Source organism: Microbacterium sp. Root553, assembly GCF_001426995.1.
Classification (GTDB): domain Bacteria; phylum Actinomycetota; class Actinomycetes; order Actinomycetales; family Microbacteriaceae; genus Microbacterium.
This window is the reverse complement of the sequence record NZ_LMFY01000001.1, coordinates 2,303,591-2,322,051: the sequence shown is the minus strand read 5'-3', so window position 1 is coordinate 2,322,051 and position 18,461 is coordinate 2,303,591. Positions and strand designations below refer to the sequence as shown.

Here is an 18,461-nt window from a genome sequence, read left to right as displayed (position 1 = left end):
GCACACCCCCACCCCTATGCTGAGCTGGTGAGCTCGTTCCAGCCTCCTCGTCCGTGGGTCGACAGCTACGCCGCAGGCGTCCCCGAAGACCTCTCCCCCGTGTCCGGATCGCTGATCGACATCGTCGCCGCGTCTGTCAGGGATTACCCCGACGCCCCGGCGCTGCAGTTCTTCGGGCGGGAGACCACCTACGCGCGGATGCAGGACGCGATCGACCGCGCCGCCGCGGGACTCCGCGATCTCGGTGTGCGTGCGGGCGATCCTGTGGCGATCGTCCTCCCGAACTGCCCTCAGCACATCATCGCGTTCTACGCCGTGCTGCGGCTCGGCGCGGTCGTGGTGGAGCACAACCCGCTCTACACCCCGCGAGAGCTGCGCAAGCAGTTCGAGGACCACGGGGCGAAGCACGCGATCGTGTGGAACAAGGTCGTCGCCACCGTCCAGGAGTTCCCCGCCGACCTCGCGGTCACGAATCTGATCTCGGTCGATGTGACGCGGGCGATGCCGCTTCTCACCCGCGTCGCACTCCGGCTGCCTGTGGCCAAGGCCCGTGATTCTCGCGCGGCGCTGACCGCGCGCGTCCGTGGCACCGTGACGTGGGAGACGCTGCTGCGCTCCGCACCGCTCCCCGCCACGCACCCCACTCCCTCGACCGACGATCTGGCGATCATCCAATACACGTCGGGCACGACGGGCACGCCGAAGGGCGCGGCGCTCACGCATCGCAATCTGCTCGCGAACGCGGCGCAGTCCCGTGCCTGGGTGCCGTCGATCCAGCGCGGCAAGGGCTGCGTCGTGTACGCGGTGCTGCCGATGTTCCATGCGTACGGCCTGACGCTGTGCCTGACCTTCGCGATGTCGATGGGAGCGCGTCTCGTGCTCTTCCCGAAGTTCGACCCCGACCTGGTCCTCGACGTGATGAAGAAGCATCCGGCGACGTTCCTGCCCCTGGTGCCGCCGATCGCCGACCGCCTGCTCATGGCCGCGACGGAGCGGGGGGTCTCCCTCGACGGCATCGAGGTGGCGATCTCCGGGGCGATGGCACTGCCGCACGATCTGGTGGTGCCGTTCGAGGCCGCCACGCACGGCTTCCTCGTCGAGGGGTACGGGCTGAGCGAGTGCTCCCCGGTGCTGATGGCGAATCCGGTCGCGGACAACCGGGTCCCCGGCACCGTCGGCCTTCCGCTCCCCGGCACCGAGTGCCGGGTGGTGGATCCCGAGAACCCGAGCGTCGACGTCGACGAGGGCGCTCCGGGGGAGCTGCTCGTGCGCGGCCCGCAGGTGTTCTCCGGCTACTACGGCAAGCCCGAGGAGACCGAGGCCGTGTTCATCAACGGCTGGTTCCGCACCGGCGACATCGTGACGATCGACCCGGCGGGGTTCATCCGGATCGTCGACCGCATCAAGGAGCTCATCATCACGGGCGGATTCAACGTGGCCCCGACCGAGGTCGAGAACGCCCTGCGACAGCATCCGCTCGTCGTGGATGCCGCGGTGGTCGGGCTCCCCAGCGAGCACTCCGGGGAAGAGGTCGTGGCCGCGATCGTGGTCGACGGAGCGGCGGATGTCGATGTCGAGGCCATCCGCGAGTACGCCCGCAGCATCCTCACTCCGTACAAGGTGCCTCGACGTGTCTTCGTCGTCGACGAACTGCCGAAGTCTCTGATCGGGAAGGTGCTCCGGCGCCAGGTCAGGGAGAGGCTGCTCGCGCTCAGCGCCTCCTGAGGGCGGCCTCACAGGCATCGGATCTAGGAAGGCGCTACCCTTGGTCAGTGACTCCTGAAGACGCTGTGCCCACTGACGCCCCCGAGACCCCTGGATTCGAGGAGCTCGGCATCACCGGGCCCGTCCTCAAGGCCATCAAGGACCTCGGCTACGAGACCCCCTCCCCCATCCAGGCCGCGACGATCCCGACTCTCCTGTCCGGACGCGATGTCGTCGGCATGGCGCAGACCGGAACGGGAAAGACCGCGGCCTTCGCGCTCCCCGTGCTGGAGCGCCTCGACGTGTCGCAGAAGACCCCGCAGGCGCTGGTGCTCGCACCGACCCGTGAACTCGCCCTGCAGGTGTGCGAGGCCTTCGAGTCGTACGCCTCGAAGATGAAGGGCGTCCACGTCCTCCCCGTCTACGGCGGCCAGGGCTACGGTGTGCAGCTGTCCGCGCTCCGCCGCGGCGTGCACGTGATCGTCGGCACCCCCGGTCGCATCATGGACCACCTCGCCAAGGGCACGCTCGACCTGTCCCAGCTGCAGTACCTGGTCCTCGACGAGGCCGATGAGATGCTGAAGATGGGCTTCGCCGAGGACGTCGAGCAGATCCTCGCGCAGACGCCCGAGGAGAAGCAGGTCGCCCTGTTCTCGGCCACGATGCCGCCCCAGATCCGTCGCCTCGCACAGAAGTACCTGCGCGAGCCCGAAGAGATCAGCATCAAGTCGAAGACCGCGACCGGCACGAACATCACCCAGCGCTATCTCGTGGTGTCGTACGCGCAGAAGGTCGACGCGCTCACCCGCATCCTCGAGGTCGAGAACTTCGACGGGATGATCGTGTTCGTCCGCACGAAGAACGAGACCGAGACGCTGGCCGAGAAGCTCCGCGCCCGCGGATACTCCGCTGCGGCGATCAACGGCGACGTGCCTCAGGTGCAGCGCGAGCGCAGCGTGAACCAGCTCAAGGCGAGCAAGCTCGACATCCTCGTCGCGACCGACGTCGCAGCCCGTGGGCTCGACGTCGAGCGCATCAGCCACGTCGTCAACTTCGACATCCCCACCGACACCGAGTCGTACGTGCACCGCATCGGCCGCACGGGCCGGGCCGGACGCACCGGCGACGCGATCAGCTTCATCACGCCGCGCGAACGCTACCTGCTCAAGGCGATCGAGAAGGCCACCAGGCAGCAGCCGACCCAGATGCAGCTGCCGAGCATGGACGACGTGAACACGACGCGTCTCGCCCGGTTCGACGATGCGATCACGGCCGCCCTCGGCGACGACGCGCGCATCGAGAAGTTCCGCGACATCATCGCCCACTACGTGCGCAACCACGACGTGCCCGAGGCCGACGTGGCCGCGGCTCTCGCAGTGGTCGCGCAGGGCGACACACCACTGCTGCTCGATCCGTCCGACGACGCCCTCTCGAAGGCCGTCGAGTTCGACAACCGTCCTCCGCGTGAGAACAGCAGCGGCCGCGGCGATCGGCGCGAGACCCGTGAGCCGCGTGAGCGTCGCGGGCGCGGTGACTACGCGCCGTACCGCATCGAGGTCGGACGCCGTCACCGGGTCGAGCCGCGTCAGATCGTCGGCGCGCTCGCGAACGAGGGAGGCCTCGGCCGCGATGACTTCGGAGCGATCAACATCCGCCCGGACTTCACCGTCGTCGAGCTGCCCGCGAACATGGACTCGTCGGTGCTGGAAAAGCTGAAGGACACCCGCATCTCGGGACGTCTCATCGAGATCAAGCCCGACCGCGGGCCCGGGGCGCGCCGTAATGACGGCCCTCGTGACGGTGCGCGTGGCGGGTTCGAGCGTCGCGACGAGCGTCCGCGCTACGACCGTGACGAGCGTCCCGCTCGGGGCGACCGCGACGAGAAGCCGTTCCGCAAGCCGCGACACAAGGCCTGACCGCCTGCCGCAGCCGCTGTGCAGATGACCCTCGGGCTCAGCCCGGGGGTCATCTGCGTGCGAGCTTGGCTGCGACGTCGAGAAGCGATTCCGGGCGCGCGAGCAGCGCGCGCTGCTCGGGATGCGCGATGAGATGCCGAAGCAGTCGGTGCGCCCCGTCGACCGTTGGCGCCCAATAGCCGCCGACATGATGGCGGCTGAGTGGCGCTGTGGTCGGCTCGCCCCCTATCGTCACCTCGATCGATCCGTCGTCGGGGTCGAGATCGAGACTGTCGAGAGTCAGGAACGTCAGTGCGCCGATCACGAGGGTGCTGACGAGGCCGGGCAGCCGGAAGCGCGTGGTCGGCACGTCGAGCATCACGCGATCGATCTGCGACCAGGCGACCGTCCCGGTGTTCTCCGTACCCCTGCGGAACAGCACCGCATCCGGCGTGAGCCGGAGGTGGTGCCTGCCGGGATCGCCGATGGCCAGCGCGCCGGGAACGACGATCAGCGGTCCGTAGCGCTTCATCCGAGCGCGTCCGGCCCTTCGGTCACGAGGATGTGGAACTGCGCCGCGTCGAGGATGCGGATGCCGAGTTCCTCTGCTCTGCCGAGCTTCGAGCCTGCCCCCGGCCCCGCCGCCACGAAGTCCGTCTTCTTCGAGACGCTCGACGCGGCCTTACCGCCCGCCTTGATGATGGCCTCTTGCGCGCCGTCGCGGGTGTAGCCGTCGAGCGACCCGGTCGCCACGATGGTGAGTCCCTCGAGCACACCGCCCTCGACGACCGCCGCGCCGGGCCCCGGGTGCCCGGGGGTCGACCACTGCACGCCGGCTTCGGCCCATCGCCGCACGATCTCCTGATGCCAGTCCACGTCGAACCAGGCGAGCAGCGAGTCCGCGATGATGCCGCCGACCCCTTCGACCGCCGCGAGCTCTTCACGCGACGCCGCACGGATGGCGTCGAGCGAGCCGAACCACTGCGCGAGCGCACGCGCGGCGACGGGGCCGACGTGACGGATGTTCAAGGAGACGAGAAGACGCCAGAGATCCTTCGTCTTGGCCTTCTCGAGCTCCGCCAGCAGCGTGAGTGCCTGGGACGAGGGCTGAGGACCCTCGAGGCCGGACTTCTTCTCGGCCGCGGTCGGGTTGCGGCGGAACGGCGCCCTGGTCTTCACCAGTCCGTCGTCGTCTTCCTTGGGGAGCCCGGTCTCGGCATCGCGCACGAACAGCTCGATCGGCACGATCTCGTCGAGGGTCAGTGCGAACAGCCCCGCCTCGGTCTCGAGAGGGGGTGTGACGGGTGACGTGGGCTGCGTCAACGCCGCCGCCGTGACCTCGCCGAGCGCCTCGATGTCGAGAGCGCCGCGGGATCCGATGTGCTCGACGCGCCCGCGCACCTGGGCGGGACATGAGCGCGCGTTCGGGCAGCGCAGATCGATGTCGCCCTCCTTCATCGCACGCAGCGGCGTGCCGCACTCGGGGCAGTCGACCGGCATCACGAACTCCCGTTCGGTGCCGTCGCGCTTCTCGACGACCGGTCCGAGGACCTCGGGGATCACGTCGCCCGCCTTGCGCAGCACGACCGTGTCGCCGATCAGCACGCCCTTCGCCTTCACGACGTCTTTGTTGTGCAGTGTCGCCTGTCGGACGACGGACCCCGCGACGTGCGCGGGAGCCATCACGGCGAACGGTGTGGCACGCCCCGTGCGTCCGACGGAGACGACGATGTCGAGGAGCTTCGTCTGCACCTCTTCGGGCGGGTACTTGTATGCGATCGCCCAGCGGGGCGCACGGCTGGTCGTGCCCAGTTCATCATGCAGTGACAGCTCGTCGACCTTCACGACGATGCCGTCGAGCTCGTGCTCGATGTCATGACGGTGCTCTCCGAAGTACTCGACGAACGCCGCGACCTCGTCGATGCTCGTGCAGACCCTGGTGTGCGGGCTCGTGGGCAGCCCCCACTTGGCCAGCTGCTCATAGACCTGGCTCTGCGCAGCGACCGGCGGATCAGGCCAAGCGCCGATGCCGTGCACGTAGAGCGCGAGGGATGCGATCCGCAGCATCCCCGCTTCGAGCTCGAGTCCGTCCTTCTTGTCGATCTGCTGACGCAGACCGCCGCTCGCCGCGTTCCTCGGATTCGCGAACGAGGGGAAGCGCCGGGCCGCCGCGGTGCGAGCCTTCTCTTCGTCGAACGGCTTCTTCGCCCCGCCCCGTGCCTCCCAGCGAGCGAGCGCGTCGGCATAGGCCCGTTCGCGGAACGTGGCCTGTGCGGCGTTGAGCCGTTCGAAGGCGGCCACGGGTATGAACACCTCTCCCCGGACCTCGACGATCTCGGGGTGCCCCTCGCCGCTGAGCTCCCGGGGGATCTCGGGCAGACGAAGCGCGTTCTCGGTGACGATCTCGCCGACCCGGCCGTCGCCCCGCGTCGCGGCCGACGTCAGTATCCCGTTCTCGTAGCGCAGATTGATCGCGAGTCCGTCGATCTTGAGCTCGGTCAGCCAGTCGACATCTCGTCCGGCCGCGGCGCGCGTCTTCGCGGCCCACTCACGGAGCTCGTCGATCGAGAACACGTTGTCGAGGCTCAGCATGCGCTCGGCGTGCTCGATGGTCGCAAGCCCTGTCGCTTCGGCCGCGCCCACCATCTGGGTGGGAGAATCCTGACCCTGCAGCTCCGGATGCAGCCGCTCGAGCTCTTCGAGCCGGTGCATCCAGCCGTCGTAGGTGGCGTCGTCGACGACGGAGGTGTCGCGCCCGTAGTACGCGTCCTTCGCCTCGAGGATGCGAGTGGTCAGCTCCTCGGCTTCGATACGGGCGTCTTCCAGCGAGATGTTCTCCGGCACCACCCCAGTCTACGAGCGGCCACCGACATCCCGAGGGAGGCGCTACGCGTCGACCGGCACCGCCGATACCGTGCGGTCGATCGTGAACTGACCGAGCACGCGGGTGCCGACATAGAGCACGGCGGTCTGCCCCGGTGCGACGCCGTTGAGCGGCTGCTCCGGCTCGACGCGCACGCCGTCGGACGACACGAAGGCGCGGGCGGGCTCGGGCTCGGCGTGGGCGCGGATCTGCACCTCGCACTCGAACTCCGACTCCACGGGAGCCGCCCCCGCCCAACTGAAGCGTTCGCCCGAGATCTCGCGGATCGCGAGCGCCTCCTTCGGGCCGACGACGACCGTGTTCGAGACCGGTCGGACTTCGAGCACGAATCGCGGCTTGCCGTCCGACGCCGGGACTCCGAGCTTGAGACCGCGGCGCTGACCCACCGTGAACGCGTGCGCACCCTCGTGCGACCCCACGATCTCGCCCGTGCGATCGACGATCTCACCCGTCGCCGTGCCGACCTTCTCTGCGAGCCAGCCCCGGGTGTCGCCGTCGGGGATGAAGCAGATGTCGTGGCTGTCGGGCTTCTGCGCGACCGTCAGTCCGCGATCCGCGGCCTCCGCTCGCACGACGGCCTTCGAGGGCGTCGTGCCGAGCGGGAAGTAGGTGTGGGCGAGCTGCTCGGTCGTCAGCACTCCGAGCACGTACGACTGATCCTTCGCGTTGTCGGCCGCACGGTGCAGCTCGAGGCCGGCCTCCGTCGGGATGAGGGTGGCGTAGTGCCCCGTGCACACCGCGTCGAAGCCCAGCTCGATCGCGCGCTCGAGGAGGGCGGCGAACTTGATCTTCTCGTTGCAGCGCATACAGGGATTCGGGGTGCGCCCTGCCTGATACTCCGACACGAAGTCGGCGATCACGTCTTCGCGGAAACGCTCGGAGAAGTCCCACACGTAGAACGGGATGCCGAGGAGATCGGCCGCACGTCGGGCATCCAGCGCGTCTTCGATCGTGCAGCATCCTCTGCTACCGGTGCGCAGGGTGCCGCCGGCACGCGAGAGAGCCAGGTGCACGCCGACGACGTCGTGACCGGCGTCGACGGCGCGGGCGGCCGCGACGGCCGAGTCGACGCCGCCACTCATGGCCGCAAGTATCCTCATGCCCCCAGTCTACGAGCGCTCGGCTGAGCCGGAGCCGGATGCGCGCGAGTACGCATCGGCGATGGCGTCGAGCACCGCAGCGATGTCGTCATCGCTCGACGTGCGCCCGAGGGAGAACCTGAGGACGCTGCGCGCGTCCTCTTCGCTGCGTCCCATCGCCATCACCACGTGCGACGGCTCCGCCACTCCCGCCTGACAGGCGGATCCGGTCGACGCAGCGATGCCGGCCATGTCGAGCAGGAAGAGCAGGCTCTCGCCGACGGCGCCGGGAAAGAGGAGGTGTGCGTTGCCGGGGAGCCTCTCGTGAGGGTCGCCCAGGAGCCGCGCCTGCGGCACGCGGTGCAGGGTGCCGTCGATCAGACGATCCCGCAACGTCTGCAGCCGCGAATGCTCGGCCTCCCGCTCGGCCTCGGCGAGCTCCAGCGCGACGGCGAACGCCGCGGCACCGGCGACATCCTGGGTCCCCGCACGCAGACCACGCTGCTGCGCGCCTCCGCGCAGCAGCGCGGCGAGACGGGCCGTGCGTGCCGCGACGAGCGCGCCCACTCCGACGGGGGCGCCGATCTTGTGGCCGGCGACACTCATCGCGACGAGACCTGCGGCGTCGGGCGCGTCGCCGCGCAGCCCGCGGAACGAGAGCGGGACATGCCCGAGCGCGGACACCGCATCGAGGTGCAGCGGGACCCGCGCCGCGGCCGCCGCGGCGGCCAGCGCGGCCGCGTCGTTGATCGTCCCCGCCTCGTTGTTGGCGATCAGCGCGGTGGCCAGTGCCGCCCCGGGCAGTCGAGCGGAGAAGACGCCCAGATCGATCGCGGCCGTGCGATCCACCGGGACGGAGCGCAGGGTCGCCCCCGCCGCGAGCAGCGCCTCGACCGTGTCCACGGTCGCATGGTGCTCGGCATCCGGCATCACGATGGCATCGGTGTCCACGGGGCGCGCATGCCAGAGCCCCTGCACCGCGAGGTTGATCGACTCGGTGCCCCCGGACGTGAAGACGACCTCGATGGGATCGCAGCCGAGCACTGCCGCCGCACGCTCGCGCGACTCCTCGAGAAGGCGCCGCGCGTCCTGGCCCGCGCCGTGGGTGGACGACGCGTTGCCCACCGTCTCGCTCGCGGCCAGCCATGCGCTCCGCGCCTCGGGGCGCAGCGGTGTGGTCGCCGCGTGGTCGAGATAGTGCTGCATCCCTCCACTCTCCCGCATTTCTGGGGCTCCCGGCTCGCGGGCACCCCGGCGCACCCTGTCCTGGCACCATGGCCCGGACCTCTAAGGTGTACTCATGCCCGCGAACCGAGACTTCACCGTGCCCGGCGGTCCTGTACTCGACGACCTCGGCGTCCGCCTCCACGACGGCGTCGGCACGCTCCGCGTCTGGTCGCAGAACGCCTCGTCGATCGAGCTCGTCGTCTTCGACGCCACGGACCTCGACTGGGTGGTCGATCAGGCGACGCTCGAGCGACTCCCCGGCGGTGTGTGGGAGGTCACGACGGAGCTGCTGCAGCCGGGCACACGCTACGCGATCAGGGTCGGCGGCCCCCACGGCCCCGGCAACACGTTCAACCCCGAGACCCTGCTGCTCGACCCCTACGCCCGGGGTCTCGCCCAGGGAGACGGGTACGAGGAGTGGCGGTCGGTGGTCATCGTCGACGGATTCGACTGGGGGCAGTCGGCGAAGCCGCGCATCCCCCTCGATCGCACGGTGATCTACGAGGGACATCTCAAGGGACTCACCAAGCGGCAGCCCGATGTCCCGCCGGCCCTGCACGGCACCTACGCGGGTCTCGCCCACCCGGCGATGATCGAGTACTTCCACGAGCTGGGCATCACCTCGATCGAGCTGCTCCCGGTGCACGCCTTCGTGCCCGAGCCCCGTCTGCTCGAACGCGGCCTCACGAACTACTGGGGGTACAACACCCTCAACTTCTTCACCCCGCACAACGCCTACGCCACCGAGGATGCCCGCAAGGGCGGCCCCGAAGCCGTCCTCGCCGAGTTCAAGGGCATGGTCAGGCTGCTGCACGAGGCGGGCCTCGAGGTCATCCTCGACGTGGTCTACAACCACACGTCCGAGGAAGGACTCGGCGGACCCCGTTCGAGCTTCCGCGGCATCGACAACGCGGCGTACTACCGGCAGGACGCCTCGGGCGCCTACATCGACACCACCGGATGCGGCAACACGCTCGACACCTCGACCGACGCAGGCGCCCGACTGGTCCTCGACTCGCTGCGCTACTGGGCCGAGGAGATGCAGATCGACGGGTTCCGGTTCGACCTCGCGGCGGCGATCGCCCGTGACTCCGCGCACACGTACACCCCGGATCATCCGCTGCTCACCGCCATCGCGAACGATCCGATCCTGAAGGACACCAAGCTCATCGCCGAGCCGTGGGACGTGGGCATGGGCGGCTGGCAGACGGGGAACTTCCCCCGCGGCTGGATGGAGTGGAACGACCGCTACCGCGATCGCGTGCGGAACTTCTGGCTGAGCGACATCGACTACGCGCGCCGCGCCTCCGCCCCGGTCGGGGTCGGCGGGTTCGCGACCAGACTGGCCGGATCCTCGAACACCTTCGCAGACGAGCGCGGTCCGCTCGCCAGCATCAACTTCGTCACCGCGCACGACGGCTTCACCCTGCACGACCTCGTGTCCTACGACGTGAAGCACAACGAGGCCAACGGCGAGCACAATCGCGACGGCGCCGACATGAACCGCGCGTTCAACCACGGGATCGAGGGCCCGACCGACGATGCGACCATCCTCGCCGCTCGCCGCAAGGCCCTGCGGAACCTGCTGGGAACGCTGCTGCTGTCGGCGGGCATCCCGATGCTCACGGCCGGCGACGAGGTCGGACGCACGCAGCGCGGCAACAACAACGCCTATGCGCAGGACTCCGCGATGACCTGGCTGAGCTGGGAACCGGAGCCGTGGCAGGACGACCTGCGCGCGCACGTCGCGCGGCTGATCCGACTGCGATCGGAGAATCCCGCCCTCCGGCCCAGCCGGTACGCGCGTCTGGGCGAGCACATCCCCAACGCCTCCGTCATGGACTGGTTCGACCAGAACGGCGAGACGATGGAGAGCGAGCAGTGGACCGACCCCGGCAACCGCACGCTGCAGTACGTCGCGGCGTCGACGCCCGATCGCGAAGAGGCGAACCGGATCCTGCTGATCGTGCACGGCACGGAGTCCCCGATCGACGTGCGACTGCCGGAAGACCTCGAGGATGCGACGCGCTTCGTGTCGTTGTGGTCGAGCGCCGACGAGCGTCCGAGCACCGTCGAGGAGACCTTCGCCCCCGGGCACATCCTGCCCATCCCCGGCACCTCGATGCGACTGTTCCGGGTGGAGTGACGTGCGGCGCGCCGGAGCCGTCGGCGCGCTACCCGCTGTGCGTCCGGGGCGGTACATTCGGGGAGTGGCCGCACGTACAAGCAGCATCCGTCCGAATGCTCTCCGGAGCCCGTCTCAGATCCCGCTGCGCCCCGTCGGCGCCGTATCGGATGGCGAGGGCCTCCGCACGACGAGGATCCCGCTGCTGGATGCCCGCCCCCGCGTCCCCGAGGGATTCCCGCCCAAGGCCGTGGTCGGCGAGGTCGTGCCGTTCAGCGTCGTGTCGTTCCGCGAGGGCCACGACATCATCGGGGTGCACCTGCGTCTGACCGCGCCGGACGGCGACGAGAGTCTGCACCATCTCACGCCGCTGCTCGACGGCACCGATCGGTGGGCCGCCGACGTCGCCATCGACGTGCAGGGAGACTGGTCCTTCCGCTTCGAGGGATTCGCCGACGACTTCGCGACCTGGGCCCACGCCGCCGAGCTCAAGGTGGCGGCAGGTGTGGATGTGCCGGTGATGGCCGCTCTGGGCGCCCAGCTGCTGTCCCGCGCCGCTGCGGAGAAGGACCGGCCCGCTGCGCAGCGCAAGAGGCTGGCCGGCGTCGCCGCCTCGCTCGCCGACGGAGACGCCGAGACGACCATCGCCGTGTCGACCGACCCGGAGCTCGCGCACATCTTCGCCGACCGGCCGCTGACCTCCCTGCGCTCCGTCTCTGCCCCGCACCGTCTGCTGGTCGAGCGCACCGCGGCGGGCGTGGGTGCCTGGTATGAGTTCTTCCCGCGCTCCGAGGGCGCGCGCCGGCTGAAGGACGGCTCGATCAAGAGCGGCACGTTCCGTACCGCGGCCAGGCGCCTGCCCGCGGTCGCGGCGATGGGCTTCGACGTGATCTACCTCGTTCCGGTGCACCCGATCGGCGTGACCAACCGCAAGGGACGGAACAACACGCTCACCACCGAGCCCGCCGACCCCGGCTCGCCGTATGCGATCGGCGCCGCAGAGGGGGGTCACGACGCCATCCACCCCGACCTGGGCAAGCCCGCCGACTTCCGGGCGTTCGTGCGTGCCGCTCGGGCGGAAGGGCTCGAGGTGGCCCTCGACCTGGCGCTGCAGGCCTCGCCAGACCACCCGTGGGTCGCAGAGCACCCGGAGTGGTTCACGACGCTGCCCGACGGTACGATCGCGTTTGCGGAGAACCCTCCGAAGAAGTATCAGGACATCTATCCGCTCAACTTCGACAACGACCCTGAGGGCATCTACCGCGAGATGCTGCGGATCGTCCAGCACTGGGTGCGCGAGGGCGTGAAGATCTTCCGAGTCGACAATCCGCACACCAAGCCGTTGCAGTTCTGGGAGTGGCTGATCGCCACGGTGAACGCCGTGGATTCCGACGTCATCTTCCTCGCCGAGGCGTTCACCCGCCCCGCCGTCATGCGGGCGCTGGCCGCCGTCGGATTCCAGCAGAGCTACAGCTACTTCACGTGGCGGAACACGAAGGCGGAGCTCGAGGAGTTCCTCTCCAGCGTCTCGCACGACACCAGCGACTACATGCGGCCGAACCTGTTCGTCAACACCCACGACATCCTCACCGAGTACCTGCAGTTCGGCGGGAGGGCCGCCTACCGCATCCGCGCGTGCATCGCCGCGACGGCCGCCCCCGTGTACGGCGTGTACGCGGGGTACGAGCTCTTCGAGAACGTCGCCCGCCCGGGCTCCGAGGAGAACATCGACAACGAGAAGTACGAGTACAAGGTCAGGGACTGGGAGGGTGCCGAGGCGGCGGGCGACTCACTGGCGCCCCTGCTGCGCCGGCTCAACGAGATCCGCGGTGCCCACCCCGCGCTGCGTCAGCTGCGCAACCTCTCGGTGCACTGGAGCGACGACGATGCCGTGCTCGTCTACAGCAAGCATCTGGACGCCGCGTTCACCGGGACCGGCTCCCCCGACACGATCCTCGTGATCGCCAACGTCGACCCGCACTCGGTGCGTGAGACCACCGTTCACCTCGACACCACCGTCTGGGGTGTCGAGCCTGGCGAGCCCTTCGAGGTCGAGGATCTGCTCACCGGAGCTGTCTGGACCTGGGCCGATCACAACTACGTGCGCCTCGACGCCTTCGCCGAGCCGGTGCACATCCTGAAGGTGAGGAGCCGAGCATGAGCCACGCAGAAGATACGACGACGACGTCGGAATGGACCGCGGTCGCGGCGGGGGGCCACCACGACCCGCACGCCGTCCTCGGCTCGCACCCGGCAACCGATGCGAGCGGACGCACCGTCACCGTCATCCGCGCACGGCGGCCGCTGGCCGAGTCCGTCGCAGCGGTGTTCGAGGACGGCTCGCGCCTGCAGCTCGCGCACGTCGCAGAGGGCATCTGGGAGGCTCAGCATGCCGGGGCACCCGTCGCCTACCGTCTCGCCACGGCCTATGCGGGAGGCGAGGAGACACTCGCCGGAGACCCGTACCGGCACGGACCCACGCTCGGAGAGCTCGATCTGCATCTGATCGCGGAGGGACGCCACGAACGGCTGTGGGACGCACTCGGCGCCCACCCGCGCGTGGTCGACGGGGAGTCCGGTGTGGCGTTCGCCGTCTGGGCTCCGAACGCGACCGCGGTGCGCGTCGTCGGCGACGTCAACGGGTGGAGCGGCGAGTCCCACGCGATGCGCTCGATGGGCGGAAGCGGGATCTGGGAGCTGTTCGTCCCCGACCTCGCTGCGGGCACGACCTACAAGTACGAGATCCGTACCAGAGACGGTTCCTGGATCTTCAAGGCGGACCCGATGGCGCAGGCCGCGCAGGTCCCGCCGGAGACCGCCTCGGTCATCACGCAGTCGACGTACGCCTGGTCGGACGGTGCGTGGATGACGCGGCGTGCGGCGACGCACGCGGTCGCTCAGTCGCTCTCGGTCTACGAGGTGCACCTGGGATCCTGGCGGGGTGGTCTGAGCTACCGCGATGCGGCGGATCCGCTGATCGAGCACGTGACGGAGACCGGCTTCACCCACGTCGAGTTCATGCCTCTGGCGGAGCATCCGTTCGGAGGATCCTGGGGCTACCAGGTGAGCGGGTACTACGCCGCCACGAGCCGTTTCGGCAGCCCCGACGATCTGCGATACCTGATCGACCGCCTGCATCAGGCGGGCATCGGCGTGATCATGGACTGGGTTCCTGGGCACTTCCCCAAGGATGCCTTCGCACTCGCCCGGTTCGACGGACAGCCCCTGTACGAGCACCCGGATCCGCGCCGCGGCGAGCACCAGGACTGGGGCACGCTCATCTTCGACTACGGCCGCGCCGAGGTGCGGGGCTTCCTGGTCGCGAACGCACTGTTCTGGCTCAGCGAGTTCCATGTCGACGGGCTCCGTGTCGATGCCGTCGCATCGATGCTGTACCTCGACTACTCGCGCAACGACGGTGAATGGGAACCGAACATCCACGGCGGCAGGGAGAATCTCGAGGCCATCCGGTTCCTCCAGGAGGTCAACGCCACCGCATACCGCGTGCACCCCGGCGTGCTGATGATCGCGGAGGAGTCCACCAGCTTCCCCGGTGTCACCGCCCCGACCGATCACGCGGGTCTGGGGTTCGGGTTCAAGTGGAACATGGGCTGGATGAACGACTCGCTCCAGTACATCGAGCGCGATCCCATGTACCGGGCGCACCACGAGGGCGAGATGACCTTCTCGTTCGTCTACGCCTTCGGCGAGAACTATCTGCTGCCGATCAGCCACGACGAGGTCGTGCACGGCAAGGGCAGTCTCGTCTCGAAGATGCCGGGCGACCACTGGCACAAGCTCGCGAATGTGCGAGCGTACCTCGGCTACATGTGGGGGCACCCCGGCAAGAAGCTCCTCTTCATGGGGCAGGAGTTCGGGCAGCTCGGCGAGTGGTCCGAGTCCCGCGAACTCGACTGGTGGCTGCTCGATCAGCCCTCGCACGCACAGCTGCAGGACTTCGTCGGCGAACTCAATCGCGCCTATCGCGCGCAGGCGCCGCTGTGGGAGCGCGACAGCGACGGATCCTCGTTCTCGCGCCTCGGGGCACCGAGCTGGGATCCGAACGTGATCGCGTTCGAGCGTCGCGACGCGCACGGCGGTCGGGTGGCCGTGATCAGCAACTTCGCCGGCCTGGAACGCAGCGGATACCGCCTGACCCTCCCCGGAGCCGGGGTGTGGCAGGAGATCCTCAACACGGATGCTGCCGCCTACGGCGGACGCGGCTCGGGAAATCTCGGGATGGTCGTCGCTCATGACGACGGCGACGGCGTCGCGTCCACGACCATGACGCTGCCCGCGCTGTCGACGATCTGGCTGCGCTACGAGGGAGAGCCGCACGTCCCGACGATCACCCACGGGTGACCGTCTGCGCCGCGCGGACGCTGATCGGCAGATGCCGAGTGCCGACCGCGCGGCGAACGCCTCAGAAGAGCAGTGACGTGAGCCTGTTGCGCGCCATGACGACGCGGGGGTCGGTCACGCCGATGAGCCCGAAGAGCTCGACGAGCCGCTCGCGCACCGGCGTGCGCTCGTCCGACGGCAGCTGAGCGAAGAGGTCCAGCAGCCGACCGAAGGCGTCGTCGACGTGTCCGCCGGCGAGATCGAGGTCGGCGACGTCGAACTGCGCCGCGATGTCCAGCGGACCCGCTGCCGCCGCGGCCCGTGCATCCTGGAGGTCGAGCTTCTGGACGCGCTCCAGCAGGCGCACCTGCCCCAGTCCCGCGATGGCATCCTCGTCGCGGGGGTTCTCCGCGAGCGCCTTCTCGTAGGCGACGATCGCGGCCGCGTAATCGCCCATCTCGATCGCGGCGAACGCCTCCGCGTGCAGCGGCGGCATCGGCGGCTCTTCGGGCACGTCAGCCTGCTCGGAGGGCGCTCCCACATCGAGCGAGCCGGTGACGCCGTTCTGCGCCGCGAGCTGCAGGAGCTGCGCGAACACCTCGCGCACCTGCTGCTCCGGCACCGCTCCGGTGAACATGGGGACCGGCTGACCCGCGATCAGCGCGACCACCATGGGGATCGACTGCGCACGGAACCCCTGAGCGAGCTGCGGGTTGGCATCGACGTCGACTTTCGCGAGCAGCACCTTGCCGCCGAGCTCGCGCGTGACCTTCTCGATGATGGGGCTGAGCTGCTTGCAGGGTCCGCACCACTCCGCCCAGAGGTCGACGACCACCGGAACGGTGCGCGACAGCTCAAGGATCTGGCCGAACGATTCGTCCGTCGCGTCGACGACCACATCGGCCATGGGCGCCCCTGTCTGAGGCTGCGCGCCGGGCGCGGGAGCCGCGGGACGATTGCGGAGGGAGGAGAGGTCGACAGCACCTCGGAGAGCGGCGGGAGACATTTCGGTCACTTGATCACCTCGACGGAGAGAAGGTCCTGGCGCACGGCGAGAAGCCGGATCTGCTCAGAGGAACCCTGGGCGGGGACGGAGAAGAACAACTGGAATTCGTACTTGGTGGTGACGCCCTTGGCGGACTCGGTCACCCCGGTCAGCGCTTTCGCCTGGGCGTTGTCGCCGAAGCGGATCACCGCATCGGCGGAGGTCGGCGTCACCGACTCGGTGTCGATGAGCGAGACCGCGACGATCGCACCGCTGTCGAGCGTGGCCATCGACACCGGCGCGGGATCCGCGGGCACGATGTCGAACGAGGTCTGGCTGGTCTCGGCCGCGCCGTTGTCCGCCAGGTTCTGAACCACAGACTGTCGGCTGTCGCGGATCGACTGCGCGAGGTTCTGCGAGAGCTCGTCGAACTGTCCGTACGACGCACTCTGCTCGCCCTCGTCGACCGCATCCGCGAACATCGTCGCGAGGTCGGCGGGTCGGATGCTCAGGAATGCGGAGTCGTCGGGGATGAGCGACGTGCCGAGCCAGGCTGCGGCGACCTTCGGGAAGGCGGCGTCCGCAGACATCTCGGCCATGTTGTCGACCTTGTAGTTCGACCACGGGTCCTGCTGCGTCATCGTCAGGATGACCGGCGGGATCGTGTCGTCCCCGCTGCTCTTGGACAGCAGCAGCACGGTGCGCGGCCAGCGGTCGGTCGCCTCGGGGAGCACGACCTCGACCTCATCGGTCGGGATCGCCGCGGGAGGGGTGGTGTCGGGCAGAGCGGTGCGCAGCGCGTACTCGGTCGTGCGAGCGGTCAGCGCCGGTCCGTCGAGCCTCGTGGCCGCCAGATCGATGTCCATCGCGGCATCCGCGTCGGACAGCGTGGCCGAGACCTCCTGCAGGATGCGCTTCGCCTGCGCCTCGGTGACGGCCGGCGGCTTCTGGTTCTCCGGCGCGATGATCGTCGCGGTCGGCGACGGCGACGGGGTGCCCTCACCGAATTGCGGCCAGGACTGGGCCGAGCACCCGGTCGCGATGAGCGCGGTCAGAGCGATCGCCGGGATAGCCAGCAGACGTCGCCGGCGTGCCGGCGCGGATGCGCGCCGCTCCGACGTGCGGACATCGCTGCCGGACGTGTCGCTGCCGGGCGTGGCCGACGCGTCCGCGGGCTTCCCATCCGGTGCCGGAGCGTCAGTCGCCGAGGTGTCCGGCGCGGGCGCCGACGGCGTCTCCTCGATCGCCGCGCGCTCCGCCGGCGGAAGCTGTGCGATGTCGATGGGCTCCGTGGGGGGAAGAGGGCCAGGGCCCTTGCGGCGCGGACCGCGACCGCGGCGCTGATGGCGGATCGCCAGGACGTAGAGGACGAGGCCGACGAGGAGCATCGCGGCTCCGGCGGAGAGCAGCGGCCCCGCGAGCGGCGTCGACGTGTCCAGCGGCCAGGAGACCGCGATGTCCTCGGGTGCGTCTGCGGTGCCGTCGCGCGCGATGATCACGCTCACGCCCTCCGGGAGCTGCATGTCGGCGATGAGCGAATCGGTGTCGGTGAAGGAGTCGAGCCAGAGGTCGGAGCCCACAGGGCTGCGTCCGGTCGTGGTCTCCGCCGCCGGAGCCTCCTCCGCGGGAGCCTCCTCGGTGGTCGGCGTCTCTTCTGCCGCAGGGGTCTCCTCGGTGGCGGGAGTCTCCTCCGTGGCAGCGGACTCCTCGGGTGCGGGAGTCTCCTCCACCGCAGGGGTCTCCTCCGGGGCCGGGGTCTCCCCCGCCGTGTCACCTCCGTCATCCTCCGGCTCTGCGGCTTCGACGAACGCGACGTCGATGTCGCCGTCCGCGCCGACCGAGGCGTGGTTGTACGACGAACCGGCGAGCCACGCCTCTATGTCGGCGGTCCTGCCATACGCCGCGAAGATGTCGCCGTCACCACGGACGAGGAGGGTCTGAGCGCCCGGGTGCTCACGCAGGACGTCGCCGTCCAGCAGCACATACGGGGCGGGTTCTTCCACGGCGACCGCCGCCTCCTGGGTCGACGGACCCATGAAGATGGTTCGCTGGGCTATGCCTGCAGCGATCAGTCCCGCGGCCAGCACGAAGGCCACGACGGCCCATACGAAACGCACGAATAGTCTCCTCACACGACGCGGGCGCACACCCGAGTCGCAACACTCGACGTTTCAGACTAGCGAAAGCTCCTGAGTGTTGCCCACGAGGGCATGCCTCACCC

11 protein-coding genes are annotated in these 18,461 nt (G+C 69.3%); 5 read left to right on the top strand and 6 right to left on the bottom strand.

All coding sequences use genetic code 11. The annotated features are described in order from the left end of the window. Positions 1 to 27: 27 nt before the first annotated feature. Complete coding sequence (locus ASD43_RS10775) at positions 28 to 1,725, top strand: long-chain-fatty-acid--CoA ligase (RefSeq protein WP_056417250.1); 1,698 nt, start codon at positions 28 to 30, stop codon at positions 1,723 to 1,725. A 47-nt stretch (positions 1,726 to 1,772) separates the two neighbouring features. Next, a complete protein-coding gene (locus tag ASD43_RS10770) occupies positions 1,773 to 3,620 on the top strand; it encodes a DEAD/DEAH box helicase (protein WP_056417243.1) in 1,848 nt (615 codons plus the stop codon). Positions 3,621 to 3,669: 49 nt separating this feature from the next. On the opposite strand, the gene ASD43_RS10765 is transcribed toward ASD43_RS10770, so the two are convergent. Genes ASD43_RS10765 through ASD43_RS10750 form a run of 4 tightly spaced genes read right to left on the bottom strand, consistent with a single transcriptional unit; the run spans position 3,670 to position 8,768 of the window. After that, positions 3,670 to 4,131 carry a hypothetical protein gene (locus ASD43_RS10765; protein ID WP_056417240.1) on the bottom strand — a complete coding sequence of 154 codons (462 nt, stop codon included), beginning with the start codon at positions 4,129 to 4,131 and terminating at the stop codon, positions 3,670 to 3,672. Beyond that, complete coding sequence (gene ligA, locus ASD43_RS10760) at positions 4,128 to 6,443, bottom strand: NAD-dependent DNA ligase LigA (RefSeq protein ID WP_056419501.1); 2,316 nt, start codon at positions 6,441 to 6,443, stop codon at positions 4,128 to 4,130. Before ligA ends, ASD43_RS10765 begins: the two co-directional genes overlap by 4 nt. Before the next feature lie 42 nt (positions 6,444 to 6,485). Continuing rightward, positions 6,486 to 7,583 (bottom strand): tRNA 2-thiouridine(34) synthase MnmA, encoded by a 1,098-nt coding sequence (gene mnmA / locus ASD43_RS10755; protein ID WP_082539355.1) that lies wholly within the window; start codon positions 7,581 to 7,583, stop codon positions 6,486 to 6,488. Between the two features lie 9 nt (positions 7,584 to 7,592). Beyond that, on the bottom strand, positions 7,593 to 8,768 hold the full coding sequence (locus ASD43_RS10750; RefSeq protein ID WP_056417234.1) for a cysteine desulfurase family protein: 1,176 nt from the start codon (positions 8,766 to 8,768) through the stop codon (positions 7,593 to 7,595). Positions 8,769 to 8,862: 94 nt separating this feature from the next. Here ASD43_RS10750 and glgX point away from each other — a divergent pair, with 94 nt between their 5' ends. From glgX to glgB, 3 genes are all read left to right on the top strand, one after another. After that, positions 8,863 to 10,935, top strand: a complete 2,073-nt coding sequence (glgX, locus tag ASD43_RS10745; RefSeq protein WP_056417231.1) for a glycogen debranching protein GlgX — start codon at positions 8,863 to 8,865, stop codon at positions 10,933 to 10,935. A gap of 64 nt (positions 10,936 to 10,999) precedes the next feature. Beyond that, the gene (locus ASD43_RS10740; RefSeq protein WP_082539354.1) at positions 11,000 to 13,075 is read left to right on the top strand and encodes an alpha-1,4-glucan--maltose-1-phosphate maltosyltransferase; all 2,076 of its coding nucleotides are present in this window, start codon (positions 11,000 to 11,002) and stop codon (positions 13,073 to 13,075) included. Next, positions 13,072 to 15,276, top strand: coding sequence for a 1,4-alpha-glucan branching protein GlgB (gene glgB / locus ASD43_RS10735; protein WP_056417228.1), 2,205 nt, complete (start codon positions 13,072 to 13,074; stop codon positions 15,274 to 15,276). Before ASD43_RS10740 ends, glgB begins: the two co-directional genes overlap by 4 nt. A 61-nt stretch (positions 15,277 to 15,337) precedes the next feature. Here the strand turns inward: glgB and ASD43_RS10730 are convergent, their stop codons facing one another. After that, positions 15,338 to 16,261 (bottom strand): tetratricopeptide repeat protein, encoded by a 924-nt coding sequence (locus ASD43_RS10730; RefSeq protein ID WP_056417226.1) that lies wholly within the window; start codon positions 16,259 to 16,261, stop codon positions 15,338 to 15,340. Positions 16,262 to 16,266: 5 nt separating this feature from the next. Further along, entirely contained in the window at positions 16,267 to 18,357 is a 2,091-nt protein-coding gene (locus ASD43_RS10725; protein ID WP_056417218.1) for a hypothetical protein, read from the bottom strand. Positions 18,358 to 18,461: the final 104 nt, after the last annotated feature.